Origin of the sequence: Streptomyces sp. E11-3 (genome assembly GCF_046540415.1) — a bacterium.
In the GTDB taxonomy this organism is placed as follows: Bacteria; Actinomycetota; Actinomycetes; order Streptomycetales; family Streptomycetaceae; genus Streptomyces.
Map to the genome: position 1 here is coordinate 346,595 of NZ_JAZGRL010000002.1, position 26,614 is coordinate 373,208.

Sequence of the window (26,614 nt, forward strand, 5' to 3'; positions counted from 1 at the left end):
CCACGGGCGGCCAGCGGTGGACTTCCTCCCTCCTGATTCGGTACCGGGGCACGCCCAGGAGGCTCGCGCACGTGACCTTCACCGCAGCAAGGCCGATACTGCCGACAGCAGCACCCGAGCCGAGTCCCGCCCAACCGTCCGAACTACCTGATGCACCGTCACCAAAGTCAGCATTGAGTCAGCGAATGCGCCGCCACAACCAGCTTCAGGCCGTCACGGTCCGCCAAGATCGAAAACTGCCCACACAGCCACTGACCAGGAAATACGCGGGTCGCTGACCCGTTCGCTACCCTACTCAGGAGGTACCCATGAGGATGCTGATCAATGTCGCGGAGACGGTGGTCCCGGACGCGCTGCGGGGCATGGCCGTGGCCCATCCCGAGCTCACCGTCGACGTCGAGAACCGGGTGATCGTCCGCAGGGACGCGCCCGTCGCCGACAAGGTCGGTCTGGTCTCCGGTGGCGGCTCGGGGCACGAACCGCTGCACGGCGGGTTCGTGGGCCCCGGCATGCTGTCCGCTGCCTGTCCCGGTGAGGTGTTCACCTCGCCTGTGCCGGACCAGATGGTGCGGGCCGCGGCCGCCGTCGACAGCGGCAACGGCGTGCTGTTCGTCGTGAAGAACTACACCGGTGACGTCCTGAACTTCGACATGGCCGCCGAGCTCGCCGAGGACGAGGGCATCCAGGTCGCCAAGGTCCTGGTCAACGACGATGTGGCGGTGACCGACAGCCTCTTCACGGCGGGCCGGCGCGGCACCGGCGCCACCCTGTTCGTCGAGAAGCTGGCGGGGGCCGCCGCCGACGAGGGCGCGCCGCTGGAGCGGGTCGAGGCGATCGCCCGGCAGGTCAACGAGAACTCGCGCAGTTTCGGGGTCGCGCTGAGTGCCTGCTCGACGCCCGCCAAGGGCAGCCCCACCTTCGACCTCCCGGCCGGGCAGCTGGAGTTGGGCATCGGTATCCACGGCGAGCCGGGCCGCGAGCGGCGCGCGATGATGACCTCGCGGGAGATCGCGGACTTCGCCGTCGACGCCGTACTGGACGACCTGCGGCCGCGGAACCCGGTCCTGGTGCTGGTCAACGGCATGGGCGCGACCCCGCTGCTTGAGCTGTACGGCTTCCATGCCGAGGTGCAGCGGGTGCTCACCGAGCGCCAGGTGGCCGTCGCCCGGGTCCTCGTCGGCAACTATGTGACCTCGCTCGACATGGCGGGCTGCTCGGTGACGCTCTGCCAGGTCGACGAGGAACTGCTGCGGCTGTGGGACGCTCCGGTACGTACCCCCGCCCTGCGCTGGGGCGTGTGACGACCGATGCGAGGAGGGCATGTGCTCGACGCCGACTTCTTCCGCCGCTGGATGACGGCCGCCGCCGCGGCCGTCGACCGTGAGGCCGACCGGCTGACCGAGCTGGACTCGGCGATCGGCGACGCCGACCACGGCAGCAATATGAAGCGCGGTTTCACGGCGGTGACCCAGGTCATCGAAGCGGAGCCCCCACAGACGCCCGGAGCCGTACTGACCCTGGCCGGACGCCAGTTGATCTCCAAGGTGGGCGGGGCGTCAGGGCCGCTGTACGGCACTTTGCTGCGGAGTACGGGCAAGGCGCTCGGCGACGCCACCGAGGTCTCCGAGCCGCAGCTGGCCGAGGCGCTGCGTACCGGCGTGGCAGCGGTGGGCAAGCTGGGCGGCGCGGTGGCGGGCGACAAGACGATGCTGGACGCGCTGATCCCGGCGTCCGAAGCGCTGGACGAGTCCTTCGACGCGGCCCGCGCGGCCGCCGAGAAGGGCGCCCTGGCCACCACACCGATGCAGGCCCGCAAGGGGCGTGCGAGCTATCTCGGTGAGCGCAGCATCGGCCACCAGGACCCCGGAGCCACCTCGTCCGCGCTGCTGATCGCCGCGCTCGCGGAGGTGGCCGGGTGAGTGCGGACAAACAGGTCGGGATCGTCCTGGTCTCGCACAGCGGGCCGGTCGCCGCCTCGGTCGCCGAGCTGGCCAAGGGGCTGGCGGGCGGCGGCGCCACCGCCCCTGTCGCAGCGGCCGGCGGCGTCGAGGACGGCGGGCTCGGCACCAGCGCGGAGCTGATCGCCGACGCGGCGCGCACCGTCGACCAGGGCGCGGGCGTCGCCCTGCTCGTCGACCTCGGCAGTGCCGTCCTCACGGTGAAGTCGCTCATCGCCGACGGCGACGAACTCCCCGACGGTGCCCGCCTGGTGGACGCACCGTTCGTGGAGGGCGCGGTCGCGGCCGTGGTCACCGCCTCGGCCGGTGCGGATCTGGACGCGGTGGAGGCCGCGGCCAGGGAGGCGTACGCGTACCGCAAGGAGTAGCCGGGCCCCGTCTGCCTCGCCGTATACCCCGTATGAGAATGAGCCGCCCCCGGACCGAACGTTTCCGGGGGCGGCTCCGTCATTGGGGAAACGAGGCGAGGGGATGCGGATGGTGCGCTGGCTCGGAAGAGGGGCCACGAAGGACGGTTCGCCGCTGTTCTCCGATGCGGACAGCAGGCGGGTCAAGGCGGTGTTGCTGATGGGGGGACTGCCCTTCGACCAGCTCGACGACGGCCTGCAGCAGGTACGGCTGAAGCTCCTGGAGGCCCAGGCCGACCCGGACCGGCCGGAGATCCGCGAACCGGTGGCGTGGATGACGGTGGTGGCCTCCCGGCTCGCGGCCGACTGGCACCGGGGCCGGGCCAGGGACGCGGGCCTGCGCGAGCGGCTGGCCGCCCGCTGGTCCCTGCGTCCCGCGACGGACCATCCGCAGGAACACCGCGACCTGGCGCTGACCATGGCGGACGGACTGGAGCGGCTGACCCCGCTGCAGCGCCAGGCCGTGGTCCTGCGCTACTACGCCGACCTGCCCGTGACCGATATCGCCCGGCTCCTGGACGTACCCGAAGGCACGGTCAAGAGCCGGATACACGGGGCCGTCGCGGCCCTGCGGAACCAACTGAGCGACATGGAGGCGATCTGACATGCCCGACGAGCGGGAGCTGACCGGGCACGAGGAGGAGCGGCTGCGGCTCGCCCTCCGGGTGATCGGCGACGAGGCCGCACGCGAGGAGCCCGCGACGCCGCGGCCGCTCGCGTGGTGGCGCAACGGCAGCGTGATCGGCCCGCTGGCCGCGGCGGCGGCCGTGGTGGGGGTGATCGTGCTTGGCATCGCGAACGGCGCGGGTACGGGCTCGACGAACAACGCCAAGGACGCCGGTGCCGACGCCGGGGACAAGAAGGTCAGCGACGGCGCAGGCCAGGGACAGACCCACCAGGAGGGCATCGCCTGCGCCAAGATGATCGTCGAGGGAGACGTCCTCGCCGTCCGGAAGTCCTCCGCCGAGGGACGCGTCCTGATCACCCTTGAGGTGACGGAGTGGTTCAAGCCCACCAAGGGCACCGAACGCGTCGAGCTCGACCTGGTGGACCCGTCCCTCGTGGACGACGAGCGGTCCTTGCGCAAGGGACAGCACATCCTGGTCTACGTCCCGGTGCGGGAGGATCTCGATACCAACCCCAGCATCGACGACGAGGTGCCGTCAGAGCGGAAGAACCTCGAGTACTACCTGCCCAGGTCGGCGGAGACCGTGTGCCCGCCGTACTGGAAGAACGGGGACTAGTAGTGCTTCGTTAGGAGTGCCGATCTTGGCTGGTCGGGGGCATGCTGCGGGGTATGAGGCTCGGGGAGGTGGAACGGCTCCGGGGTGAGTTGGCGGAGTTCGTTGCCGAGGTGTTCGGTTCGCTGCCGCGGCGGGATCAGCGCCGGTGGGGCGAGTGTTATCTGCGTGGTCTGATGCTGGACGGTCGGCGTAAGTCGATCCAGCCGATGGCAGATCGGTTGCCAGACGGCAATATGCAGGCCCTGCAGCAGTTCGTGAACCAGTCGCCGTGGGACTGGTCCCCGGTGCGCCGACGGATCGCCGAACGGCTCGTCGAGGTGGTGCGGCCTGAGGTGTGGGTCATCGATGACGTGTCGTTTCCCAAGTGCGGGAAGGCGTCGGCGGGGGTGGCCCGGCAGTACTGCGGGGCGGTTGGCAAGCGGGCCAACTGTCAGGTCGCGGTCAGTGTGCATGCGGCCACCGATATGGCGTCCTGCCCGCTGGAGTGGGAGTTGTTCCTGCCCGAGGAATGGGCCGCGGACGATCCTCGGCGCAGGTCCGCCCAGATTCCCGACGAGGTCGGCCACGTCCCCAAGTCCCGTCTGGCTCTGGGCCTGTTGGACCGGCTGGCGTCCTGGTGGCTGGATGTCCCGGTGATCGTCGCCGATTCCGGCTATGGCCGCAGCGTCAGCTTCCGGCTGGCCCTGGAAGCCCGCGCTTGGACTTATGTGATGGCTGTCCAGCCCAAGGAGATCGCCCGACCGGCCGATGCTGAGCCGTGTCTGGCGGCCTACGGCGGGCTGGGACCGCCCACCCTGCCCCGCTATCGGGCAGCGGCCCGGCCGCTGCCCGACCTCATTGCTGCGGACACTTTGTTCGAGGAGGTCGCATGGCGTAAGGGCAGCAAAGGGGAGATGGCCTCGTACTTTGCCGTCCTTGAGGTCAGGCCCTCCGGCAAGGAAGCCTCCCGCACCGCCCAGGAACAAGGCGGCGGCCGCAACCGGTGGGACGGAGTACTCCCGCTGCGAACCCTGCTGGTCGAACGGGCCGACCCGGGCCAGGAACCGACCAATTACTGGATCTCCAACCTGCCCGCCACCACCCCGATCGCGCACCTGGTGAGGCTCGCCAAAATGCGCTGGCGGATCGAACACGACTACCGCGAACTCAAACACGGCCTGGGTCTCGATCACTTCGAAGGCCGCACCTGGCGCGGCTGGCACCACCACGTCACCCTCGTCACCGCCGCCCAGGCCTTCCTCACCCTGAGGCGGCTCGACCCAAAAGCCCGCACACCGGCCTGACCCTCTACCAGACCCTCGACGCCCTCCAGAACCTACTCCGCTGCTGGACCGGAACCTGCACCACCTGCGGCAAACCCCTAACACGAGCCAGAACCTAACGAAGCACTACTAGGGGGCGTCTCCCCGATCTTCGCGGATCAGCCTGCGCCCGCTGCGAAGCAGCTGATGTCTCGCGGTGCGGTGCATCGGCGTGCGGCCGGATCGCCCTCGTACTGGACGTACTTGGGTGATTCGGCCGTGCGTCGAAGGGGGTCCCTCCCTGCTCGAGCGCAGTCGAGAGCTTGGGGGCGCGTGCCAGGCGTCGCGGGCCCGCGAAGATAGGGGAGACGCCCCCTAGGGGGCGTCTCCCCTAGGACACCTCCGGCACCCGCAGCCCCGTGAACGACGGCCTGCTGCGCAACCGGAAGCCCAGCGTCTCGTACAGACGGATGGCCGAGGTGTTGGACGCGGCGGCGTTCAGGAGCGGGACCTCGCCGCGCTCCCGGATTCCGGCGCAAACCGCGCGGATCAGGCGCGCGGCCAACCCCTGGCCGCGGAACGCCGAGTCGGTGCAGACCGCGCTGATCTCCGTCCAGCCGGTCGGGCGCAGCCGCTCCCCCGCCATCGCCACCAACTCCCCACCGCGGCGAATGCCGAGGTAGGTGCCGAGCTCGACGGTGCGCGGCGCGAACGGGCCCGGCCGGGTGCGGTCGACGAGGGCCAGCATGTCCGGCACGTCGGCGGCGCCGAGCACCACGGCCTCGTCGTCCACCGCGGCGGCCACCGACTCGTCGACCAGCTGGACTCCGTCGGCGTGGAAGGTCACCTCCCAGTCCTTGGGCAGCTCGCCCGCGTATCCGGCGAGCGCGAAGGTCCCGCCGGGGCCGACCAGTGCGGCCACATCGGCCCAGTCGGCCGCGTCCGGGTCGTCCGGCAGGGCCAGCCACGGTGTGACGTCGGCCGGATAGCGCAGTACCCGGCCGCGCCGCTCGGCGAAGTGCGCGTGCGGCCCGGTGAGCGCGGACCGCGCCATGTGGTCGAGGGGGTGCGGTGCGCTCTGGTCGGGTCCGTCCAGGAGCCCGGACGGCTGCTGCGTGCTCATGCGGTCACCTCGGCCACGTACTGGTCCTCCTGTGGAGTGCTCTCGCTACGGGTGGGGATACGGCAGAGAAGGGTGGGCATACGGCAGAGAAGAAGGCGGGCGCGGGCTACGGCGCGGGGGCGAACCAGGTCGGTGCGTCGGACAGCGCCTGCTTGATACGGAACAGCCCGAACTCCTCCAGCTCCGGCAGCGCGTCCACCGCGAACCACGCCACGTCGAGGGACTCGTCGTCGTTCACCCGCGCCTGGCCACCCACCGCGCGGCAGCGCAGGGTGATGTCCATGAACTGGCAGATGTCGCCGTTCGGGTAGCGGACCGGCTCGCGCGCCTCGACGAGGACGACGCGCTCGACCTCACACCGTACGGCCGTCTCCTCGTACACCTCGCGGACGGCGCACACCGCGGGCTGCTCCCCCGGCTCCGGAATCCCGCCGATCACCGACCACTTGCCGGTGTCGGTCCGCCTGCCCAGCAGCACGCGACCCTCGTCGTCGAAGACGATGGCGGTGACGCCGGGCAGGCTCAGCATCTGGTGTCCTGCGGTGGCGCGGATGTCGCGGATGAAGTCGGGAGTTGCCATGCCCCCGACCCTAACCGGCCACGGGAATCAGTCGGTTCGAGTACGCCGAGCGCGTACGGCCAGCGTGCCCGCCCAGCCGAGACCGGCGACGCCCAGCGCCACCAGGACCAGCTCCGGGGCCACGCCAAGGCGCGTCGCGGGGGTGAGCGAGGAGCGCAGCGGCACTTCGGCGACCAGCGAGTCGGCCGTGAACAGCTCCGTACGCTGCACGATCTTGCCGTCCGGCATGATCACGGCGCTGACGCCGCTGGTGACCGGCACCAGGACGGGGCGGCCGTGCTCGACGGCCCGCACCCGGTCCATGGCGAGTTGCTGGTACGTCATCTGACTGCGCCCGAACGTCGCGTTGTTGCTGGGCACCGACAGGATCTGCGCGCCTGCCTTGACCTGGTCCCGGACCACGCTGTCGAAGGCGGCCTCGTAGCAGGTGATCGGGCCGACGCCGGCGCCCGCCATGTCGAAGACCTGGGTGCGGTCGCCCGGGACGAACCGGCCGGCCCGGTCGACGTCGGAGCTGAAGAGCCTGAAGAAGGACCGGTAGGGCATGTACTCGCCGAACGGCTGGAGCTGGCGCTTGTCGTAGAAGGCGCCGGGCCCGGTCTCGGGGTTCCAGAGGATCTGGCGGTTGCGGGGGGTGCCGTCATCGGCCGCGGCGACCGCGCCCACCGAGATCGGCGCCTTGATCGCCCGCGCGGCCCGGTCGATCACCTCGCGCGCGTCGGGGTTCACATACGGATCGATGTCGGAGGAGTTCTCCGGCCACAGCACCAGGTCCGGCTGCTCGGCCTTGCCCTGGGCGACCCGCTTGGCGAGCCGCTCGGTCTCGCGTACGTGGTAGTCGAGTACGGCGCGGCGCTGGGCGTTGAAATCCAGGCCCAGGCGTGGAACGTTGCCCTGGATCACCGCGACGGTGGTGGTGCCGTCCTCGGCCGAGGTGTTCACCAGCGGCATCGCGGCCGCTCCGGCCGCGAGGGGAAGTACGGTCAGCGCGGCGGCGAGCGCGACGCCCCGGTCACGCACCGCGCGCAGCTCGGCGAGCCGACGCACCAGGTCATACAGACCGAAGCCGCACAGCACGACGGCGAAGCCGAGCAGCGGGGTCCCGCCGAGCGCGGCGAGCGGCAGGAACACACCCTCCGGCTGGCCGAAAGCGGCCTTGCCCCAGGGGAATCCACCGAACGGGAAGCGGGCCCGCGCGGCCTCGGCCACGATCCACACACCCGCCGCCCACAGCGGCCACAGCGGCAGCCGCGAGACCAGTGCGATGCCCGCACCCGCGGCCCCCAGGAACAGCGCCTCGACCAGGGCCAGCGCGACCCACGGCAGCGGGCCGACGTCCACACCCGTCCAGGACAGCAGCGGCAGCAGAAAGCCGAGGCCGAAGAACCAGCCGAGGCCGAACGCGGCCTTCCAGGTGCGGCCGCGCAGACACCAGGCGAGCCCGGCGAACGCGGGCACCGCCAGCCACCACAGGGGGCGCGGCGGGAAGCTCGCGTACAGCAGTACTCCGGAGAGTGCCGCCGCGGCGGGCCACCGCAGCCGTCGCAGCAGCCGCTTGCCGCGGGATTCCGCCGCGGGCAGCGGTGCGGGCTGCTCCGGCACGTCTGTCGAGGTCGTGGTGGCTGTCACCTCGTGGAGTCTACGGCGCGGCACTGTCACCCCCGCACCGTGGGCCTGCCGGGCCGTCCTGGCGCCCGGCGCACCCCCGCCGCACACAACTGCAGCATCGTTCCTGCGCAACCCATGCACACATCGTGCCGCCAGCCGTTACGGTGTGCCCGAGTCCCTGCCGTCCAGCCGGATCGATCCGGCCACGGTGTTCGGGACCCGTCACAAGCCGGGGGTCGACGGGGGGCTAGCGCATGGCTTCAGCCACGCGGCCGGGGATGCGGGAGCGGCGTGCCGCGGCGGACGCGACCGGGGTCGCCGTGCTCGGAGCCTGCGCGGCATGGTCGCTGGTCACGGCCGCGGTGGGCGGCGGCAGGCCGGAGGGGGTACTGCTCGCGGTACTCGCCGTGGCCGCCGGCTACGCGGGCGGGCGCATCTGTGGAGCCCTGCTGCCCGCGGCCGCCTGCGGGGCCGCCGCGCTCGCCGCGCTGGGTCTCGCCGCCGCCTCGTCACAGGGCGTCCCCGGCGGGGGCGCCACCTCGCCGCTCGGCCACACGGGCGCCGCCGCGGCGCTGCTGATCCTGGCGGCCGGTGCGGCCTGCTGTGGGGCGTGGGCGACCGGGCGGCCCGCCGCGCGGCTGATGCTGCGGCTGCTGGCAGCCACGGTGGCGGGGACCGCGCTGGCGCTGGGCTCGTTCGCGGGGTTCGCGGGGGCCACCGGCGTGCTGCTGTGCTCCCTCGCGGCGGCCAGGATGCGGTACCGCGCGCTGGGGCTCGCGGGGTTCGCGCTGGCCGCGGTGGTGGTGACGGGGGTGTCCTGGGCGGTCGCCGAGGAGGCCCTGCCCGACGGTCTCACCGTGTCCCTGGAGGGCCAGCTCACGCAGCACCGGGTGCTGCTGTGGCAGGACGCGCTGACCGTGGCCAAGGACGATCCGGCGCTGGGCGTGGGACCTGGCAGGTTCGGGGAGGTCAGCGACACCGCCCGGCAGACCGTGCACGCTTATGGCCGACCGCATTCGGCGCCGCTTCAGCAGGCCGCTGAGCAGGGTGTGGTGGGCGTGGCCCTGCTGGCGGCGGTGTTCGGCTGGCTGCTGTACGCGCTGTGGTGCTCGTCCCGCTCGACGCCGGTGGTGCTGACGGCGGCCGCTGCGCTCACCGGGCTGGCCGCGCTGGCCTCGGTCGGCAACGCGCTGAGCTTCACTCCGGTGACGGCGGGGGCGGGATTGCTCGCGGGGCTCGCGACGGCCCGCCCGGTGGGCGACGAGCTGGTTCCTCCGCTGGGTCCTGACGAGGTACGGCCCTGGGGTGGCCGTACGTGACGTTCAGGCGCTACGTGACGTTCAGGCGCTATGTGACCGTTCAGGCGCTACGTGACCGTTCAGGCGCCGGGTGCCGGACCGGCGAGTACCCGCAGTCGGTCCCGGATGACGCGGACGGCCGCTTCGGCGTCGTCCACGGTGACGGTGAACTTGCGCCCCTCGACGAGGTCCAGGACCACGCCCTCACCGCGGCGCACCACGACAGCGGTGCCCTTCTCCGGCCGCCAGCGGTACCCCCAGCCACCCCACTGACACGGGGTGACCCGAGGCGCGAAGTCGGCGCCGACGACATGGCTGAGCGGAATGCGACGGCGCGGCAGGCCCATATGGCCGCAGCGCACCTCAAGTGAGTCCTTGTCCACCCGGACGGCCACATGGACGAACGCGAGCGTCCCGAAGAGCATCAGCAGGCCCGCGGCGACACAGCCGACCACCGCCATCAGCAACGGCGCGATCCCGGAGGTCCAGGCCGAGTCGACAGCGAGCTCGATACCCAGCGCCATGCACGCGGCGCCGGCCGACGCCAGCAGCCACTGCATGCGGTTCGTCGCGCGTCCGGTCCAGATTTCGGGTGGGGTCTCGCTCGCGCCCCGCTCGCTCTGGGGGTGGTCCCTCATGCGAAGCAGGCTACTCGTGTTCCGCTCCGAAGGCAGGGCTTAGCGCAGCGTCACTACCGAAAGGGGAGGTTTCAGCGCGCCGTGCTGACGGCCGCGAGCAGCTTGCCCTCGGCATAGGTCAGCGCGGGTCCTGACAGCTCGCCCTCGCGGCCGCTGAGGAGCACGGTGAGGCGCCCGGTGGGAGCCGCATCGGGCTGTGCGGGAACCCCGGCCCTGCGCAGCGCCTGGGCCGCGACCGCGTCGGCGCTGCCGTGCAGCACGAGCGGCACCAGGCCAGGGCCGCGCACGGCGGCACGGATACGCTCCGCTACCAGTTCGTAGTGGGTGCAGCCCAGGACGACGGCCCGCACATCGGGCGGGGTGCGCCGGGCGGCGGCGGCCACCGCCTGGTCGATCGCGACGTCGTCGGCCTGCTCGACCGCGTCGGCGAGGCCGGGGCACGGCACTTCGGTCACCTCGACGCCGTCCGCGAACGCGCGAATGAGGTCGCGCTGGTAAGGGCTGCCGGTGGTGGCGGGGGTGGCCCAGATGGCGACCGGGCCGCCGCCCGTCGCGGCGGGCTTGATCGCGGGGACCGTGCCGATGACGGGCAGTTCCGGCTCCAGACGTGCCCGCAGGGCGGGCAGGGCGTGCACGGACGCGGTGTTGCAGCCCACGATCAGCACGTCCGGACGGTGCGCGGCGGCCGCTTCGGCCACGGCCAGGGCACGGGCCGTCAGGTCTTCGGGCGTACGCGGCCCCCAGGGCATCCCGTCCGGGTCCGATGAGACCACCAGATCGGCGTCGGGCCGCAGGCGGCGTACCGCGGCGGCGGCCGGGAGCAGGCCGATTCCGGAGTCCATGAGCGCGATCTTCACCCGGTCACCTTAGACGATCGGCGCTGGCCGGCCCCAGGTGTGGGGCACACTCCCGTCCATGAGCGCCCTCGCGTGGACCGCCGTCGTGTCGCTGGCCGCCTGGCTCTGGCTGCTGCTCGGCCAGGGCTTCTTCTGGCGTACGGACGTACGCCTGCCGCCGCGCCGGGATCCGGCTGACTGGCCGTCGGTCTGCGTGGTCGTCCCGGCCAGGGACGAGGCCGCCGTACTGCCCGAGAGCCTGCCGTCGCTGCTGACCCAGGACTATCCGGGTCGGGCCGAGGTCGTCCTGGTCGACGACGGCAGCTCGGACGGCACCGGGCAGCTGGCCCGCTCGCTCGCCGATGCGTACGGCGGGCTGCCGCTGACCGTCACATCGCCGGGTGAGCCGCCCGCGGGGTGGACGGGCAAGCTGTGGGCGGTACGGCACGGCATCGCACGCGCGCGTGAGGGGCGATCCGGGGCCCCGGAGTACCTGCTGCTGACCGACGCGGACATCGCCCATGCCAGCAGCAGCCTGCGGTCGCTGGTAGCCGCGGCCCGTACGGGAGACTTCGACCTGGTCTCGCAGATGGCGCGGCTGCGCGTCGCGAGCCGGTGGGAGCGGCTGGTGGTGCCCGCCTTCGTGTACTTCTTCGCGCAGTTGTATCCGTTCCGGTGGGTGGGCCGGGCCGGGTCCAGGACGGCGGCCGCGGCGGGCGGCTGTGTCCTGCTGCGTACGGAGGCCGCCGAACGCGCGGGCGTTCCCGAGTCGATCCGGCAGTCCGTGATCGACGACGTGGCGCTCGCCCGCGCCGTGCGGCGCGCGGGCGGGAGGATCTGGCTCGGCCTCGCCGACCGGGTGGACAGCATCCGGCCCTATCCGCGCCTGGGGGATCTGTGGCGGATGGTCTCCCGCAGTGCGTACGCCCAACTGCGGCACAGCCCGCCGCTGCTGCTCGGTACGGTCGTCGGGCTCGCCGTGGTGTATCTCGCGCCGCCCGTCGTGCTGGTCGCGGGCCTGCTGGGCGGCGACGGAGCGGCGGCCGCCGCGGGCGGCGCGGCATGGCTGCTGATGACGGCGACGTATCTGCCGATGCTGCGCTACTACCGGCAGCCGCCGTGGCTCGCGCCGCTGCTGCCCGCGACGGCCTTCCTCTACCTGCTGATGACCGTGGACTCCGCGGTCCAGCACTACCGGGGGCGGGGTGCGGCGTGGAAGGGGCGTACCTACGCACGCCCCGAACGCACCGCACCCGGACCCCAGGGGCGGCCGGGCCGATGAGGCGTCACTTCCGGCCGGGCGTCCAGTTCATGCCCCAGCCGTAGGTGTAGTCCATGGTGCGCTGCGGGCTGACGCCGCGCTCCGGGATCAGGTAGCGGGCCTCGCGCCGCACCTGCAGGTCGCCGCCTTCGTTGGTGATCAGCGCGAGGGAGCACACCGGCGACGGGACGTTGCACTCGTCGAGGAAGAACTCGATCGGCGCGCCGTTCTGCGGCTGGAGGGTGACCGTGGCGTTGAGGTCGGCGAAGCTGTTCGCGCCCTCGTAGATGGTCACGAAGATGACGATCCGGCGGAACTTGCTCTTGTGGTCGAGGTTGATCGTGAGGTTCTCGCCGCTGTCGCGGGCTCCGGTGCGGTCGTCGCCGTCGAGCAGCATGTACGGCGGCTGGTTCAGTGCGCCGAAGGCGTTGCCCAGCGCCTGCACCACGCCCTTGGTGCCGTCGGTGAGTTCGAACAGGGCGCACAGGTCGAGGTCGAGCGGGGGCCGCATGGCCCGGCTGAGCTTGCTGCCCCAGCCGCCCTTGGTCTGCGGACGCATCTGCCAGTTGAGGTTGACCCGCATCGCGCCGGAGGTGCTGCCCTGCTTGGTCAGCGAGACCGACGGGGCCTCCTTGGTGAGCGTGACCTTGCTCAGGCTGATGGGCGCGGCGGGGGNCGGGCAGCAACCTGCCCGCGCTCGCGGCACCCCTACCCGCCCTGCCGGCCGCCCCTTCGCCACAGGCTTCCGGGTACGGCTACCAACAGGCACCGCAGCCCGCCCCGCTGCAGCACGCCCCCGCCCCTTACATCCCGCAACAGACCTCGGCGCCGCGGGGCTACCCGGGCAACCAGCCCCAGCAGGGCACGGGGTACGAGGCGATGCGCCCGGCGGCGCCGCGCCCCGCGCCCACCCAGTACGAGGACCCGTACTACCGCCAGAACCCGGGCGGCCGCGGGTACTGACGCCCAGCCCCCCGTCAGCCGGGCCGACCAGCCGAGGGCGCTGTCGGTGCCGCCTGGCAGGATGGGGGCCATGCCGAACGCCGCTCTCCACTCGATCCACGTCTATCCGCTCAAGTCGGTCGGGGGTCACTCCCCCGCCGACGCGGCCGTGCAGCCCTGGGGCCTGGCCGGGGACCGCCGGTGGATGCTGGTCGACGCCGAGGGGCGGCATGTCACCCAGCGTCCGCAGCCGCGCCTGGCGTTGGCGGCCGCCGAGCCCCTGCCCGGCGGCGCCATCCGGTTGTCCGCACCGGGGCGCGAGCCGCTGACCGTGTCCGTGCCTGATCCGGCGCACAGCGTGCCGGTGGAGGTCTGGCGGGACAAGGTCGAGGCCGCGCTCGCCGACACTGCCGCCCATGAGTGGATCAGTGACTATCTGGGTGCCGAGCTGCGCCTGGTGCACCTCGACGACCCGGCGACCCGCCGCCCGATCGACCCCGGCTTCGCCCGCCCGGGCGAGACGGTGAGCTTCGCTGACGGCTTCCCCCTGCTGCTCACCACGCTCTCCTCGCTCGACGCCCTCAACTCCCTGATCGCCCAGGGCGACCACGCGGACGAGGGCCCGCTCCCGATGGACCGCTTCCGGCCGAACGTGGTCGTGGACGGCACCGCGCCCTGGGCCGAGGACGACTTCCGGCGGATCGCCATCGGAGAGGTCACCTTCCGGGTCACCAAGCCGTGCGGCCGCTGCGTGGTGACCACCACCGACCAGCGCACCGCCGAGCGCGGCAAGGAGCCGCTGCGTACCCTCGCCCGGCACCGACGCTTCGGCGACCAACTCGTGTTCGGACAGAACCTGGTGCCCGAGCAGGAGGGCACCATACGTCTGGGCGACCCGGTGCGGATCATCGAGTAGCGTCCGCGCATGGACCGTGCCCGCACGGGACAGGTGATGTGGGGAAGGGGGGCGACATGCGGACGGTGGCCGGACTCTGGCGGTGGCGGCGCAGCGCGCTGTGGCGCCGCACCGATCGCGTCGAGGCCTGGACCGCGCTGGTGGCCGCGGTGCTGATCGCCGTGGCCGTGCCGCTCGTCGGCTGGACGGCCAGTGCGCGGTCCGCGGACGCGCTGCGCCGCTCGGCGCTCGCCCAGCACGAGCGGCACCACCAAGTCCCCGCCACCGTACTGCGGCAGCGGCCACAGCCCCCGGCCGACCCGGACCCCGAGACCTCGACCGATCGGGCCGGACACCGCCGGGTGGTCGCCACCTGGACGGCGCCGGACGGCACCCTGCACACCGAAACCGTCGCGGCCGCCCTGCGCTCCCCCGAGCCCGGCGACCGCTTCACGCTCTGGACCGACGCACGCGGCCGGGTGGTCGCGCCGCCCATGGACGACCACACCGTGCGCACCCACGCGGCGCTGGCGGGCATCGGGGCCGCCGCCGCGACGGCCGGCCTGGTGGAGTACGTCCGGCGGCTGGTCGTACGGCAGCTGGTCCGGCTGCGGTACACGGCGTGGGACCGGGCCTGGGAGAAGGCCGGTCCCGACTGGGGCCGGACGATGGGCACCGGAACCTGACCGGGCGCCACCCCCCTCCGCACATCCGGGTGTCCGCACTCGCGGAGCGGTCAACTCGTGCTGCCCGCGCACGCTACGGTGGACCGGCAGATCGGTCACGGACAGCGCACACATGAGGTGGGGGCACAGCAGCGCCATGGCACAGGGCACGGTCCAGGTGACGCACACCGGCACGTCGCGGTGGCGGCGCCGCACGGGCGAGTACGCCTCCCTCGCCGCCGCTCTCGACGCCGCGGGCGACGGCGACGTGCTCACCGTCGCCCCCGGTACGTACCGGGAGAACCTGGTGGTGCGGCGCGCGGTCACACTGCGCGGCCCCGACGGCTCCCCCGGCTCGGTGCGCCTGGCGCCCCTGGACGGCGTCCCGCTGACGGTGTGTGCGTCCGCCGTGGTGCAGGGCCTCCAGGTGGAGGGCCAGGACGCGGCCGCGCCCGCGGTGCTCGTCGAGGACGGCGCCCCCGAGCTCGGCGATCTCCGGATCGTCACGCGTTCCGCCGCGGGCCTGGAGGTGCGCGGCGGCGCCCGTCCCACCGTGCGCCGCTGCACCGTCGACAATCCCGCGGGCGTCGGGATCGCCGTACTGGACGGCGCGGGCGGGGTGTTCGAGGAGTGCGAGGTCGTCTCGGCGGGCCAGTCGGGGGTGGCGGTACGCGGCGGCGCCCATCCGCGTCTGGAGCGCTGCCGGGTCCACCACGCCTCGGGCGCGGGCCTGTCGGTCACTGGTGAGCACTCCGCGCTGGAGGCGCTCGGGTGCGAGGTGTACGAGGTCAAGGGCGCGGGAGTGCAGATCACCGGCCGGGGTACGGCACATCTCACGGACTGCGATGTGCACCGTACGACCGCCGACGGCGTCACCCTGGACACCGACGCCGTGCTCACCCTCGCCGACTGCCGCCTGCACGACATCCCGGAGAACGCCGTCGATCTGCGTTCCCGCTCGGTGCTCACCCTGACCCGCTCCACCGTGAGCCGCTTCGGCCGCAACGGCCTGTCGGTGTGGGACCCGGGCACCCGCGTGGACGCCAACCAGTGCGAGATCCACGAGAGTACGGGCGACTACCCAGCCGTCTGGGTCAGTGACGGCGCCACCGCCGTGCTCGACTCCTGCCGGGTGCACGACGTACCGGACGCGATCTTCGTCCTGGACCGCGGTTCGCGCGCCGACGTCGTGGACAGCGACCTGTCCCAGGTCCGCAACACGGCGGTGTCGGTGAGCGACGGCGCGACGGCCCAACTCGACGACTGCCGTATCCGGGAGGCCGCGACGGGCGCGTGGTTCCGCGACCACGGCAGCGGCGGTGTCCTGTCGGGCTGCACCATAGACGGCGCGCAGACCGGCGTGATCGTCACCAAGGGCGCCGATCCGACCATCGAACGCTGCACGGTCAACTCGCCCGCCGAGGCCGGGTTCTATGTCTCGGCGCAGGGCCGGGGCAGCTTCCACGGCTGCAAGGTCACCGACAGCGGCGGCTACGGCTTCCATGTGCTGGACGGCTGCCGTACGTCGCTGAAGAAGTGCCGTACGGAACGCTGTTCGCGCGGGGGGTACGAGTTCCCTGAGGACGGGCCGCTCGCCGAGGACTGCACCAGCGACGAGAGCGGCAGCAAACGGCCGGCGGCGCCGGAGTCGACGGTGCGGACCGCCACCGCCACCCAGTCGGCCGGGCTGCTCGGCGCGGTCCCCGGCCAACGCGGCACCGAGTCGGCTCAGCGGGCCGAGGCGCCGGCCCACTCCCGCTCGTCGGACGCGGTGCTCGGTGAACTCGACACGCTGGTGGGCCTGGAGAGCGTCAAGCGCGAGGTGCGGGCGCTCACCGACATGATCGAGGTGGGGCGGCGCCGACAGCAGGCGGGCCTCAAGGCCGCATCGGTCCGCCGCCACCTGGTCTTCACCGGCTCCCCCGGCACCGGCAAGACGACGGTGGCGCGGCTGTACGGCGAGATCCTGGCCTCGCTCGGGGTGCTGGAGAAGGGCCATCTGGTCGAGGTCTCGCGGGTGGACCTGGTCGGCGAACACATCGGCTCGACGGCCATCCGCACCCAGGAGGCCTTTGAACGCGCGCGTGGCGGTGTGCTGTTCATCGACGAGGCCTACGCCCTCTCGCCGGAGGACTCCGGGCGGGACTTCGGCCGGGAGGCCATCGACACGCTGGTGAAGCTGATGGAGGACCACCGGGAGGCGGTGGTGGTGATCGTCGCGGGCTATACGGAGGAGATGCGGCGGTTCCTGTCCGTGAACCCCGGGGTGGCGTCCCGGTTCTCACGGACCATCACCTTCGGCGACTACTCCCCGGAGGAGCTGCTGCGGATCGTGGAGCAGCAGGCGCAGGAGCACGAGTACCAGCTCGGCACGGGGTCGGCGGAGGCGCTGTTGAAGTACTTCACCGCGCTGCCCAAAGGGCCCGCCTTCGGCAATGGACGCACCGCGCGGCAGACGTTCGAGGCGATGGTCGAGCGGCATGCGGGGCGGGTCGCGCAGTTCGACGAGACGAGCACCGACGATCTGACGTTGCTCTACCCCGAGGACCTGCCCGAACTCCCCTGAGACCGGCCCGAATTCCCCTGAGACCGGCCCGGACTCTGCTGAGACTGACCTGAACTGCCCCGGGACTGTTCCGATTCGGGCCCCGGCTGCTGCGGCAGGGGCTGCTTGGCCGGTCCGCTGCCGCGCAACCGGGCGAGCAGCGCGGTGCGTTCGGCGTCGAAGGCCGGGTCGGCCTGGTAGTCGGAGTGACCGAGCAACGGCGCGGGCAGCGGCTGCGACTCGGTGCGGCCGTAGGCGAGAGGGTCCTTCAGGGACGGGCGGTCGACGTCGGGGCCGCAGTCGCCGGCCAGGCCGATAGGGCCGCCGATGGGGTCGGTAGGCCGGTGCAGATTGCGCCAGCAGTCCACTTCGTGGTGCAGGGCGGTCAGTGCCGCGGGGCCGAAGTGCGCCGGGAACCAGCGCCCGTAGAGCCGCTCCAGGGGTGAGCCGTAGGTGAGCAGGGCGACCCGTCTGCGGACGGAGGGGCTCAGCTGCCAGGCGGCCGCGGCCGCGAGGACACTGCCCTGGGAGTGCCCGGAGATGACCAGCCTGCGGCCCGGCGTGCGGGTCCAGGTGGCCATCCGCCAGGTGAGGTCGGGGACGGCGCGCTCCGCGTAGCAGGGCGGCGCGAAGGGGTGGGCGGCACGCGGCCAGAACGTGCCGACGTCCCAGACGATGCCGATGGTGCGGCGGGCCGAGGGGTCGCGGTAGGCGCGGCGGCCCCAGGTGACCAGCAGTATGAAGCCGAAGCCGATCAGCCAGGAGCCGAGCGCCTGGGCGGTCTGCGCCGCGCCCTGGAAGAACGGCGCGGCGTCCTTGGCCGCCTCGCCCGGTACCTCGCCGGTGCCCCAGGCACCGACCAGGGCCGCCGCGCCGAGCAGCAGTGTGACGGTCGAGACGATCCCCACGACCAGGGGTGCGTGGTCGGTGAGTTCGGCACGCGCGCGGGTGCCCGCGATGCGGCGGGTGCGCGCCGTGTCCTGAGGCTCGCCGGGGTAGTCGCGCGGTATCTGGTCGATCTCGTCGCGGCCCCGCAGCAGGGCGCGTACGGCGAGCACCAGCGCCAGCACCACCACCACGACCAGCAGGACGGGGATCACCGACGCCTGCCAGGTCAGCAGGGCGGGCGGGCCGGGGAAGGCCCGGCCCGCCTCACCCGGAGTGCCGCCGCTGTCCAGCCAGTCGCCGACCCGCTGGGCGACGCCGCCGGACATCACCCCGCCCAGCGCGCAACCCAGCATCGCCGCGGCGGGCCCGCCCAGGCCCCGTAGCGCGGTGCGGGAGCCGGGCGCGCTGCGGTACAGCACGCCCGCCACGACCGCGAGTGCCACCACCAGCAGCCCCTGGACCAGGGCTATGCCGCCGAAGGTCGCGTCGCCCGGCAGCCGCCCGGCGGAGACCCAGCCGGGGCGGTCCCAGCCCGCGTACACCAGGGCGAGGGCCAAGACACCGAGCGCCGCGCCGGGCAGCAGCCGGGTGACGGCCCGGTCCACCCGCTGGTCGATGACGTCCTCGCTGCGGCCTCTGCGGCACACCACCCACACCACGACGACGGTGCCCGCGACCAACGTCGCCACCATCAGGCGCCCGAGCAGGTCCAGGGCGAGGGGGCCGCCCGGCTGCCGGTCGAAGCGCGCCGCCGAGGTGGACACGGCCGCGGCGCAGGTGAGCAGGCCGGCCGCGGTGTGGGCAGCACGCAGCCGGGCGACCAGTCGGCGCCCGTACCAGAAGCCGGGCCTGCTGAGCGCCGATCGCCTGAGGTCGTCCTCCGGCTCCGGCTGGTGCGGCAGCGGATGCTGGGACTCATACGCGCTCCAGGTGCGGTGCGACAGGTACCAGAGCAGTCCGGTGAGCGCCGCGGGCACCAGGGCGGCGAGGGCGAGCCTGCGGCCCGGCTGCGACCACCAGCCGCCGTGCCCCGAGGCGTCGGTGGCGAGGAAGCCCAGCCAGGAGCGGCTCTCGGAGCACTCGGGGGTGCCCGCGCACTGCCAGGCCGCCAGATCGAGCGCGACCTCGCAGGCCGCGGCGACCAGGAGCACGGTGAGGGTGAGGCCGACCAGGCGCACGAGGACGCCGTAGAACCGCATGCTCCTGCGTAGGCCACGGGTGTTGGGCCGCATCCAGTGGGCGAGGTTGACCACCATGAAGGGCAGCAGAAGTAACCACAGGGCGCGGGCGCCGTTGCCGGAGGTGAGGTTGGACCAGACATACGCCTCGGGCACCGGTTTGCCCGCGTAGTCCTCGGGGCGCTCCTCGGCGTCCACGTCGTCGGTGCGGCGGAAGACGGCCGCGGTCTTGTCGCCGGTCACGCGGACGGTGCGCGGATCGCCCAGCATCTCCTCGGCCGTGGTGCCACCAACGCCGTGGACCAGCAGTTCCAAAGCGATGTCTTCGGCCGGGTCACGCTGCACTGTACGACTCCCCCGTGAGTCCCGAATGTGCTGTGTGCCTACCAGGATCGCGGTCCTTGGGCCCTGCGCGCACCCATCGTCACGGAATCTCCCCGAGACGAGTGACGCTGCCCGCCGAGACAGGGGAGAGCGGGGTGTCGGTGGGGCGTGCGAGGATGAAGGATCTTCACGGCATCAGCACGCGCGAAGGAAGGACCGGTATCGGGTGTGAGCGAGAATCAGAACCTCCTCGCGGAGCAGCGCCGCGCCCTGATCCTGGAGGAGGTCAGACGGCGCGGTGGGGTGCGGGTCAACGAGCTCACCAGGAGGCTCAGCGTGTCGGACATGACCATCCGGCGCGATCTGGACGCACTGGCCCGCCAGGGCGTACTGGAGAAGGTGCACGGCGGTGCGGTGCCGGTGGCCGACGCGAGCACCCACGAGCCGGGGTTCGAGGCGAAGTCGGGGCTTGAGCTGAGCGCCAAGGAGTCCATCGCGCGGGCGGCCGCGAGGCTGGTGGCGCCGGGCAGCGCGATCGCGCTGTCCGGGGGGACGACGACGTTCGCGCTGGCCCAGCATCTCGTTGAGGTGCCGGATCTGACGGTGGTGACCAACTCGGTGCGGGTGGCGGACGTGTTCCATGCCGCCCAGCGCGGTACGGGGCAGCGGCAGGGGGCGGCGACCGTGGTGCTCACCGGAGGGGTGCGCACACCGTCGGACGCCCTGGTCGGGCCGGTCGCCGACCAGGCGATCCGCTCTTTGCACTTCGATGTGCTGTTCCTGGGGGTGCACGGGATATCGATCCAGGCGGGCCTGTCCACGCCGAACCTCGCGGAGGCGGAGACCAACCGGCGTCTGGTGCGGTCCGCGCGCCGGGTGGTGGTGGTCGCGGATCACACCAAGTGGGGCACGGTCGGGCTGAGTTCGTTCGCCACGCTGGAGCAGGTGGACACCTGGGTCACGGACGCCGGTCTGTCCTCCGAGGTGCGCACGGAGGTCTCCGAGCAGCTGAACCAACTGGTGATCGCGGGCCAGCCGGATACCTCCGCAGACATCTGACGCCCCCTCAGCTATGGTGGCCGGGCCCGGTCAACGCCCGTCCCCCTGGGGGTGCAGATCCCAATGGCACGCCAACTGAGCCCGGTAGGGCTCGAGTTCGTCACCACCGCCCCCGTGCGGCTGGTCTTCGCCCATGAGATCGCCGCGCCCCCGGCCGCCGTGTTCGGTGCGCTGGCCGAGGATGTGGCGGGCTGGCCCCGGTGGTTCAAGGCCGTACGGATGGCCCGGCCGACCGAGGACGGCAAGGGCCGCGAGATCAGGCTGGTCGGCGGCACCCGCTTCGCCGAGACGATCCTGGCCGCGGACCCGAACGAACGGTACGCGTACCGGGTCGACCGGACCAACGCACCAGGGGTGCGCCACCTGGTGGAGGAGTGGCAACTGACGCCCGCGGGGACCGGCACCCGCGTGCGGTGGACGTTCGCCGCCGACGGTTCAGCGGTGTTCCGGTTCGCCCTGAAGGCCGCCCGGCCCGGCATCGGCCGCTCCTTCCGCGACGCGGTGGTCGCGCTGGACCGGCGACTGACAGCAGCGAAGTCCTCCTAAGGGCGCCCCCCTTGGTGGAGCGGGAGCTCCCCGGCGGAGCCGGAACTCCTTACCCGAGCGGGAGCTCCCCTGCGGCGCGGGAACTCGCTAGGGGGCGCCTCCCCGATCTTCGCGGATCAGCCTGCGCCCGCTGCGAAGCAGCTGATGTCTCGCGGTGCGGTGCATCGGCGTGCGGCCGGATCGCCCTCGTACTGGACGTACTTGGGTGATTCGGCCGTGCGTCGAAGGGGGTCCCTCCCTGCTCAATGGGGTCTCCCCTGCTCGAGCGCAGCCGAGAGCTTGGGGAAGCAGTCGAGAGCTTGGGGGCGCGTGCCAGGCGTCGCGGGCCCGCGAAGATCGGGGAGACGCCCCCTAGTGGAGGGGGAACGGGACGCCGCGCTCGCTCTCCGGCCGTGGGCCGAAGATACGGCGTTCGGCCTCGGTGATGCGCACGTCGTTGATGCTCGCCTCCCGTCGGGCCATGAGGCCCGCGGCGTCGAACTCCCACAGCTCGTTGCCGTACGAGCGCCACCACCGCCCCTCCGCGTCGCGGCTCTCGTACTGGAAGCGGACGGCGATCCGGTTGCCGTCGTACGCCCACAGTTCCTTGCGCAGCGCGTAGTCGCGTTCGCGTGCCCACTTGTCGGTCAGCAGGGCGACGATCTCGTCCCGGCCGGTGGCGAACATGTCGCGGTTGCGCCACACGGAGTCCTTTGTGTAGGCGAGCGCCACGCGACCGGGGTCGCGGGTGTTCCAGGCGTCCTCGGCGGCCTGGACCTTCTGTGCCGCGGTGGTCGCGGTGAACGGCGGCAGCGGCGGGCGAGTAGTCACAACTCTCCTCCAAGGTGCGTCGGCAGGCTTTCCACAGCGGAGAACGATCGTTCTCCGCCGCTGGCTGTTAACGTAGAGAACGATGGTTCTCACGTCAAGGGGACTGCCGCACAGGCCAGGAGGGAAACCGGCGATGGACAGCGCCACGGCCCGGGAGAGGGCACTGGACACGGCCGAGGAGCTGTTCTACTCGCGGGGCATCCAGGCGGTCGGCATGGACGCCATCCGCACCGCGTCCGGGGTCTCACTCAAACGCCTCTACCAGCTGGTCCCCAACAAGGAGCAGTTGCTCGACGCCTGCCTGGAGCGGCGCGACCTCAACTGGCGCCGACGGCTCGCCGAGCGGGTCGACCTGGAGACCGACCCCCGCCGCCGGATCCTCGCGGTCTTCGACTGGCTGTACGACTGGTTCAGCGAGCCCGGCTTCCGCGGCTGCGCCTGGATCAACGGGTACGGCGAGCTCGGTGCGACCTCCCCCGCCGTCGCCGAGTGGGGGCGCGTGCCAGGCGTCGCGGGCCCGCGAAGATCGGGGAGACGCCCCCTAGTGGAGGGGGAACGGGACGCCGCGCTCGCTCTCCGGCCGTGGGCCGAAGATACGGCGTTCGGCCTCGGTGATGCGCACGTCGTTGATGCTCGCCTCCCGTCGGGCCATGAGGCCCGCGGCGTCGAACTCCCACAGCTCGTTGCCGTACGAGCGCCACCACCGCCCCTCCGCGTCGCGGCTCTCGTACTGGAAGCGGACGGCGATCCGGTTGCCGTCGTACGCCCACAGTTCCTTGCGCAGCGCGTAGTCGCGTTCGCGTGCCCACTTGTCGGTCAGCAGGGCGACGATCTCGTCCCGGCCGGTGGCGAACATGTCGCGGTTGCGCCACACGGAGTCCTTTGTGTAGGCGAGCGCCACGCGACCGGGGTCGCGGGTGTTCCAGGCGTCCTCGGCGGCCTGGACCTTCTGTGCCGCGGTGGTCGCGGTGAACGGCGGCAGCGGCGGGCGAGTAGTCACAACTCTCCTCCAAGGTGCGTCGGCAGGCTTTCCACAGCGGAGAACGATCGTTCTCCGCCGCTGGCTGTTAACGTAGAGAACGATGGTTCTCACGTCAAGGGGACTGCCGCACAGGCCAGGAGGGAAACCGGCGATGGACAGCGCCACGGCCCGGGAGAGGGCACTGGACACGGCCGAGGAGCTGTTCTACTCGCGGGGCATCCAGGCGGTCGGCATGGACGCCATCCGCACCGCGTCCGGGGTCTCACTCAAACGCCTCTACCAGCTGTTCCCCAACAAGGAGCAGTTGCTCGACGCCTGCCTGGAGCGGCGCGACCTCAACTGGCGCCGACGGCTCGCCGAGCGGGTCGACCTGGAGACCGACCCCCGCCGCCGGATCCTCGCGGTCTTCGACTGGCTGTACGACTGGTTCAGCGAGCCCGGCTTCCGCGGCTGCGCCTGGATCAACGGGTACGGCGAGCTCGGTGCGACCTCCCCCGCCGTCGCCGAGCGGGCCAGGAGCCACAAGGAGGCCTTCAAGGACTATCTGACGGGCCTGACGGCGGCCGCCGGGCTTCCCGACGAGAGTGCCGAGCAGCTCCGCCTGCTCGCCGAAGGCGCGATGGCGACCGCGGGTATCCTTCGCGACCCCGAGACCGCACGCCACGCCGGGCGGGCGGCGGCCCTCCTCATCTCGGCACCCGCCCGCCTGACCGCGAGCCAACCCACCACCCGCTGAACAGGACAACGGACCCGAAGCCCGAACACATCGCCAGAATATGCGTAGTTCGCCCACCCCATCTGAGAGGTGTACAAAGAGCTTATGGCCGGACGCTACGGCCGCCCGCGCACGGTTCTGCGGATGCGAACCGTCGCAGGTCAGGTCTTCCTCCTGCAAGTGGCGATCGTGGTGATGCTGGTCGCTGTCGCCATCGCGGCGCTCGTGCTCCAGTCCCGCGCCGACAGCGAGCGGGAGGCACGCAACCGGTCGGTCGCCGTGGCGCAGGCTTTCGCCAACGCACCCGGCACGGTCGAGGCACTGGCCTCACCCGACCCCAGCGCGGTACTCCAGCCGCGGGCCGAGGCCGCCCGGGAACTCTCCGATGTGGACTTCATCGTCGTCTTCAACGTCGACGGCATCCGCTACACCCACCCGCTCACCGACCGCATCGGGAAGCGGTTCGTCGGCAACTACGGCCCCGCCCTGGAGGGCGAGGTCGTCACCGAGAACATCACGGGCACCATCGGCCCGCTGGTCCAGGCCGTCGTTCCGGTGCAGGACAGCGACGGTAAGGTCGTCGGCCTGGTGTCGGCGGGCATCACCATCGAGAAGGTGAGCGGGGTCGTGGAGGACCAGATCCCGCTGCTGCTCGGCGCGGCGGCCGGGGTGCTGCTGCTCACGACGGGCGGCACCGCACTGGTCAGCCGCAGGCTGCGCCGCCAGACACACGGCCTCGGGCCCGCCGAGATGACCCGGATGTACGAGCACCACGACGCGGTGCTGCACGCCGTGCGCGAAGGCGTGATCATCGTGGGCGGCGACGGGCGGCTGACGCTCGCCAACGACGAGGCGCGGCGGCTGCTCGCACTGCCCCCGGACGTGGACGGGACCCCGGTCGCCGAGCTGGGCCTGGAGCCGCGTACCGCCCAGCTGCTGGCCTCGGGGCGGATCGCCACGGACGAGATCGTCCCGGTCGGTGACCGGCTGATCGCCATGAACCAGCGCACGACCGACCAGGCGGGCGGACCGCCCGGCACGGTCGCCACGCTGCGCGACACCACCGAGCTCCAGGCCCTGACCGGCAAGGTCGACGTGGCGCGGGGCCGCCTGCAGCTGCTGTACGACGCGGGCACGGAGGTCGGCACGACCCTCGACGTGGCGGGCACCTGCGAGGAGCTGGTCGAGTTCGCCGCCGCCCGGTTCGCGGACGTGGCCACCGTGGACCTGGCGGAGACCGTACTGCGCGGCGAGGAGCCGACGGCCACCGGCATGGACGTCGACATGCGCCGCACGGCGTTCTGCGGGCCCCCGGACACCGCCCTGTATCCACTCGGACATCAGATTCGCTTTGTGCCGACGACGCCGCTGGGCTCGGGTCTCAGCAAGGGCGAGGCCGTACTGGAGCCGGATCTGGCCGCCTTCACGGGCTGGCAGCGGCAGGACCCGGTGCTGGCCAGGGAGCTGGTCGACGCCGGGATGCACTCGATGATCGCGGTTCCGCTGCGGGCCCGCGGTGTGGTGCTGGGCGTGGCGATGTTCTGGCGGTCCGTGACCCCGGAGCCGTTCGAGGAGGAGGACCTGTCGCTGGCCGAGGAGCTGGTGGCGCGTGCGGCGGTGAGCGTCGACAACGCCCGGCGCTACTCCCGCGAACACACCATGGCGGTGACGCTGCAGCGCAGTCTGCTGCCTCGGGTACTGCCCGAGCAGTCCGCGCTGGACGTCGCCTATCGGTACCGGCCCGCGCAGGCCGGGCTCGGGGGCCTGGGCGGAGTGGGCGGCGACTGGTTCGACATCATTCCGCTGCCGGGTGCGCGGGTCGCGCTGGTCGTCGGTGATGTGGTCGGGCACGGGCTGCACGCCGCGGCGACCATGGGCCGGCTGCGTACGGCGGTGCACAACTTCTCCAGCCTGGACCTGCCGCCCGACGAACTGCTGTGGCACCTGGACGAGTTGGTGGCCCGCATCGACCAGGACGAGGCGGACGACGGCTCGGATGCCTCGGTCACCGGGGCCACCTGCATCTACGCGATCTACGATCCGGTCTCGGGCCGCTGCACCATGGCGCGCGCCGGACACCTCCAGCCGGTGCTGATACTTCCGGACGGCACGGCGGAGTTCGTCGACGTGCCGGGCGGCCCACCGCTGGGTCTGGGCGGCATGCCGTTCGAGACCCTGGACCTGCGGCTGCCCGAAGGCAGTCGGCTGGTGCTGTACACCGACGGGCTCGTCGAGGACCGGGACCGGGAGATCGACGTGGGCCTGGAGAAGCTGCGGCACACCCTTGAGCACGACGGCGGGCGCTCGCCGGAGGAGACCTGCGAGGGGGTGCTCGCCGCGCTCGTGCCGGAACGACCCCGCGACGACATCGCGCTGCTCGTGGGCCACACCCGGGTACTCCCGTCGGAGCGGGTCGCCGAGTGGAACGTTCCTGCGGACCCGGCCGCGGTGAGCCGGGTCCGGGCCTCGGTCGCCGACACGCTGACGGCGTGGGGCCTGGACGAGGAGGCCTTCACCACGGAACTGATCCTCAGTGAACTGGTGACCAACGCGATCCGCTACGCCAGCGGCCCGATCCGGGTGCGCCTGATCCACGACCGCAGCCTGATCTGCGAGGTGTCGGACCACAGCAGCACCTCGCCCCATCTACGGCAGGCGGCGATCACCGACGAAGGGGGCCGCGGGCTGTTCCTGGTGGCCCAGTTCGCGGAGCGCTGGGGCACCCGCTACACACCCGACGGCAAGGTGATCTGGACGGAACAGCCGCTGCCGCCACCCGCGCCGTCTCCGGCCGACGACGACTGACACGCCGCGGCACTACCGGGAAACCGGGCATTCCGCCTGGCAGGCTGGCGCCGAACAGTCGGCAGT

Annotated in this window: 23 protein-coding genes and 3 pseudogenes; 17 read left to right on the forward strand and 9 right to left on the reverse strand. The window is 72.2% G+C overall.

Translation table 11 applies throughout. The features are described 5' to 3' along the window. Nucleotides 1-308: 308 nt before the first annotated feature. The 6 genes from dhaK (at nt 309) to U9R90_RS20355 (ending at nt 4,892) form a co-directional block, all read left to right on the forward strand. Nucleotides 309-1,301: a dihydroxyacetone kinase subunit DhaK gene (gene dhaK, locus U9R90_RS20330; protein WP_411058078.1), complete on the forward strand. Its 993-nt coding sequence runs from the start codon at nt 309-311 to the stop codon at nt 1,299-1,301. Between the two features lie 21 nt (nt 1,302-1,322). Continuing rightward, nucleotides 1,323-1,919 carry a dihydroxyacetone kinase subunit DhaL gene (gene dhaL, locus U9R90_RS20335; RefSeq protein ID WP_411058079.1) on the forward strand — a complete coding sequence of 199 codons (597 nt, stop codon included), beginning with the start codon at nt 1,323-1,325 and terminating at the stop codon, nt 1,917-1,919. Further along, on the forward strand, nt 1,916-2,326 hold the full coding sequence (locus U9R90_RS20340; RefSeq protein ID WP_411058080.1) for a PTS-dependent dihydroxyacetone kinase phosphotransferase subunit DhaM: 411 nt from the start codon (nt 1,916-1,918) through the stop codon (nt 2,324-2,326). The genes dhaL and U9R90_RS20340 overlap by 4 nt, the downstream gene beginning before the upstream one ends. Nucleotides 2,327-2,435: 109 nt before the next feature. Then, nucleotides 2,436-2,969: an RNA polymerase sigma factor gene (locus tag U9R90_RS20345; protein ID WP_411058081.1), complete on the forward strand. Its 534-nt coding sequence runs from the start codon at nt 2,436-2,438 to the stop codon at nt 2,967-2,969. A gap of 1 nt (nt 2,970) precedes the next feature. Next, a complete protein-coding gene (locus U9R90_RS20350; RefSeq protein WP_411058082.1) occupies nt 2,971-3,609 on the forward strand; it encodes a hypothetical protein in 639 nt (212 codons plus the stop codon). Between the two features lie 53 nt (nt 3,610-3,662). Continuing rightward, nucleotides 3,663-4,892 carry an IS701 family transposase gene (locus U9R90_RS20355; RefSeq protein ID WP_411055621.1) on the forward strand — a complete coding sequence of 410 codons (1,230 nt, stop codon included), beginning with the start codon at nt 3,663-3,665 and terminating at the stop codon, nt 4,890-4,892. A 349-nt stretch (nt 4,893-5,241) separates the two neighbouring features. On the opposite strand, the gene U9R90_RS20360 is transcribed toward U9R90_RS20355, so the two are convergent. From U9R90_RS20360 to lnt, 3 genes are all read right to left on the reverse strand, one after another. Next, nucleotides 5,242-5,973 carry a GNAT family N-acetyltransferase gene (locus tag U9R90_RS20360; RefSeq protein ID WP_411058083.1) on the reverse strand — a complete coding sequence of 244 codons (732 nt, stop codon included), beginning with the start codon at nt 5,971-5,973 and terminating at the stop codon, nt 5,242-5,244. Between the two features lie 106 nt (nt 5,974-6,079). Next, nucleotides 6,080-6,553, reverse strand: coding sequence for an NUDIX hydrolase (locus tag U9R90_RS20365; RefSeq protein WP_411058084.1), 474 nt, complete (start codon nt 6,551-6,553; stop codon nt 6,080-6,082). 27 nt (nt 6,554-6,580) lie between these two features. Continuing rightward, nucleotides 6,581-8,182, reverse strand: a complete 1,602-nt coding sequence (gene lnt, locus U9R90_RS20370; protein ID WP_411058085.1) for an apolipoprotein N-acyltransferase — start codon at nt 8,180-8,182, stop codon at nt 6,581-6,583. Between the two features lie 233 nt (nt 8,183-8,415). On the opposite strand from lnt, the gene U9R90_RS20375 reads away from it, so the two are divergent. Further along, nucleotides 8,416-9,480 carry an O-antigen ligase family protein gene (locus U9R90_RS20375; RefSeq protein WP_411058086.1) on the forward strand — a complete coding sequence of 355 codons (1,065 nt, stop codon included), beginning with the start codon at nt 8,416-8,418 and terminating at the stop codon, nt 9,478-9,480. A gap of 59 nt (nt 9,481-9,539) precedes the next feature. Here U9R90_RS20375 and U9R90_RS20380 read toward each other — a convergent pair whose 3' ends face one another. Together U9R90_RS20380 and U9R90_RS20385 are read right to left on the reverse strand one after the other, a co-directional pair. Next, entirely contained in the window at nt 9,540-10,097 is a 558-nt protein-coding gene (locus U9R90_RS20380) for a hypothetical protein (RefSeq protein WP_411058087.1), read from the reverse strand. A gap of 71 nt (nt 10,098-10,168) precedes the next feature. Further along, a complete protein-coding gene (locus tag U9R90_RS20385; protein ID WP_411058088.1) occupies nt 10,169-10,954 on the reverse strand; it encodes a glutamate racemase in 786 nt (261 codons plus the stop codon). 58 nt (nt 10,955-11,012) lie between these two features. Here U9R90_RS20385 and U9R90_RS20390 point away from each other — a divergent pair, with 58 nt between their 5' ends. After that, complete coding sequence (locus U9R90_RS20390) at nt 11,013-12,215, forward strand: glycosyltransferase (RefSeq protein WP_411058089.1); 1,203 nt, start codon at nt 11,013-11,015, stop codon at nt 12,213-12,215. Between the two features lie 4 nt (nt 12,216-12,219). Here U9R90_RS20390 and U9R90_RS20395 read toward each other — a convergent pair. Continuing rightward, a pseudogene (locus U9R90_RS20395) lies at nt 12,220-12,867 on the reverse strand (Tellurium resistance); the annotation flags it as partial. A gap of 5 nt (nt 12,868-12,872) precedes the next feature. Between U9R90_RS20395 and U9R90_RS20400 the strand changes: the two are divergent. The 4 genes and pseudogenes from U9R90_RS20400 to U9R90_RS20415 all read left to right on the forward strand — a co-directional run. Next, a pseudogene (locus U9R90_RS20400) lies at nt 12,873-13,157 on the forward strand (DUF6643 family protein); the annotation flags it as partial. Nucleotides 13,158-13,227: 70 nt separating this feature from the next. Then, a complete protein-coding gene (locus U9R90_RS20405; RefSeq protein WP_411058090.1) occupies nt 13,228-14,052 on the forward strand; it encodes an MOSC domain-containing protein in 825 nt (274 codons plus the stop codon). A 56-nt stretch (nt 14,053-14,108) separates the two neighbouring features. Continuing rightward, the gene (locus U9R90_RS20410) at nt 14,109-14,717 is read left to right on the forward strand and encodes a hypothetical protein (RefSeq protein WP_411058091.1); all 609 of its coding nucleotides are present in this window, start codon (nt 14,109-14,111) and stop codon (nt 14,715-14,717) included. 136 nt (nt 14,718-14,853) lie between these two features. Next, nucleotides 14,854-17,262 (forward strand): right-handed parallel beta-helix repeat-containing protein, encoded by a 2,409-nt coding sequence (locus U9R90_RS20415; RefSeq protein WP_411058092.1) that lies wholly within the window; start codon nt 14,854-14,856, stop codon nt 17,260-17,262. Here U9R90_RS20415 and U9R90_RS20420 read toward each other — a convergent pair. Then, nucleotides 17,232-19,577 carry a hypothetical protein gene (locus U9R90_RS20420; RefSeq protein WP_411059749.1) on the reverse strand — a complete coding sequence of 782 codons (2,346 nt, stop codon included), beginning with the start codon at nt 19,575-19,577 and terminating at the stop codon, nt 17,232-17,234. The genes U9R90_RS20415 and U9R90_RS20420 overlap by 31 nt on opposite strands. 282 nt (nt 19,578-19,859) lie before the next feature. Here U9R90_RS20420 and U9R90_RS20425 point away from each other — a divergent pair, with 282 nt between their 5' ends. Further along, a complete protein-coding gene (locus U9R90_RS20425) occupies nt 19,860-20,690 on the forward strand; it encodes a DeoR/GlpR family DNA-binding transcription regulator (protein WP_411058093.1) in 831 nt (276 codons plus the stop codon). A 63-nt stretch (nt 20,691-20,753) separates the two neighbouring features. Next, on the forward strand, nt 20,754-21,236 hold the full coding sequence (locus U9R90_RS20430; RefSeq protein WP_411058094.1) for an SRPBCC family protein: 483 nt from the start codon (nt 20,754-20,756) through the stop codon (nt 21,234-21,236). A 351-nt stretch (nt 21,237-21,587) separates the two neighbouring features. Here U9R90_RS20430 and U9R90_RS20435 read toward each other — a convergent pair whose 3' ends face one another. Then, entirely contained in the window at nt 21,588-22,046 is a 459-nt protein-coding gene (locus U9R90_RS20435) for a DUF1348 family protein (RefSeq protein ID WP_411058095.1), read from the reverse strand. 133 nt (nt 22,047-22,179) lie between these two features. Between U9R90_RS20435 and U9R90_RS20440 the strand changes: the two are divergent. Continuing rightward, nucleotides 22,180-22,533: pseudogene (locus tag U9R90_RS20440) on the forward strand (TetR/AcrR family transcriptional regulator); the annotation flags it as partial. A 54-nt stretch (nt 22,534-22,587) separates the two neighbouring features. Here U9R90_RS20440 and U9R90_RS20445 read toward each other — a convergent pair. Continuing rightward, nucleotides 22,588-23,046, reverse strand: a complete 459-nt coding sequence (locus U9R90_RS20445) for a DUF1348 family protein (protein ID WP_411058095.1) — start codon at nt 23,044-23,046, stop codon at nt 22,588-22,590. A 133-nt stretch (nt 23,047-23,179) separates the two neighbouring features. Here U9R90_RS20445 and U9R90_RS20450 point away from each other — a divergent pair, with 133 nt between their 5' ends. Together U9R90_RS20450 and U9R90_RS20455 are read left to right on the forward strand one after the other, a co-directional pair. Next, nucleotides 23,180-23,764: a TetR/AcrR family transcriptional regulator gene (locus U9R90_RS20450; RefSeq protein WP_411058096.1), complete on the forward strand. Its 585-nt coding sequence runs from the start codon at nt 23,180-23,182 to the stop codon at nt 23,762-23,764. 84 nt (nt 23,765-23,848) lie between these two features. Continuing rightward, on the forward strand, nt 23,849-26,548 hold the full coding sequence (locus U9R90_RS20455) for a SpoIIE family protein phosphatase (RefSeq protein ID WP_411058097.1): 2,700 nt from the start codon (nt 23,849-23,851) through the stop codon (nt 26,546-26,548). The last annotated feature ends 66 nt before the right edge of the window (nt 26,549-26,614 follow it).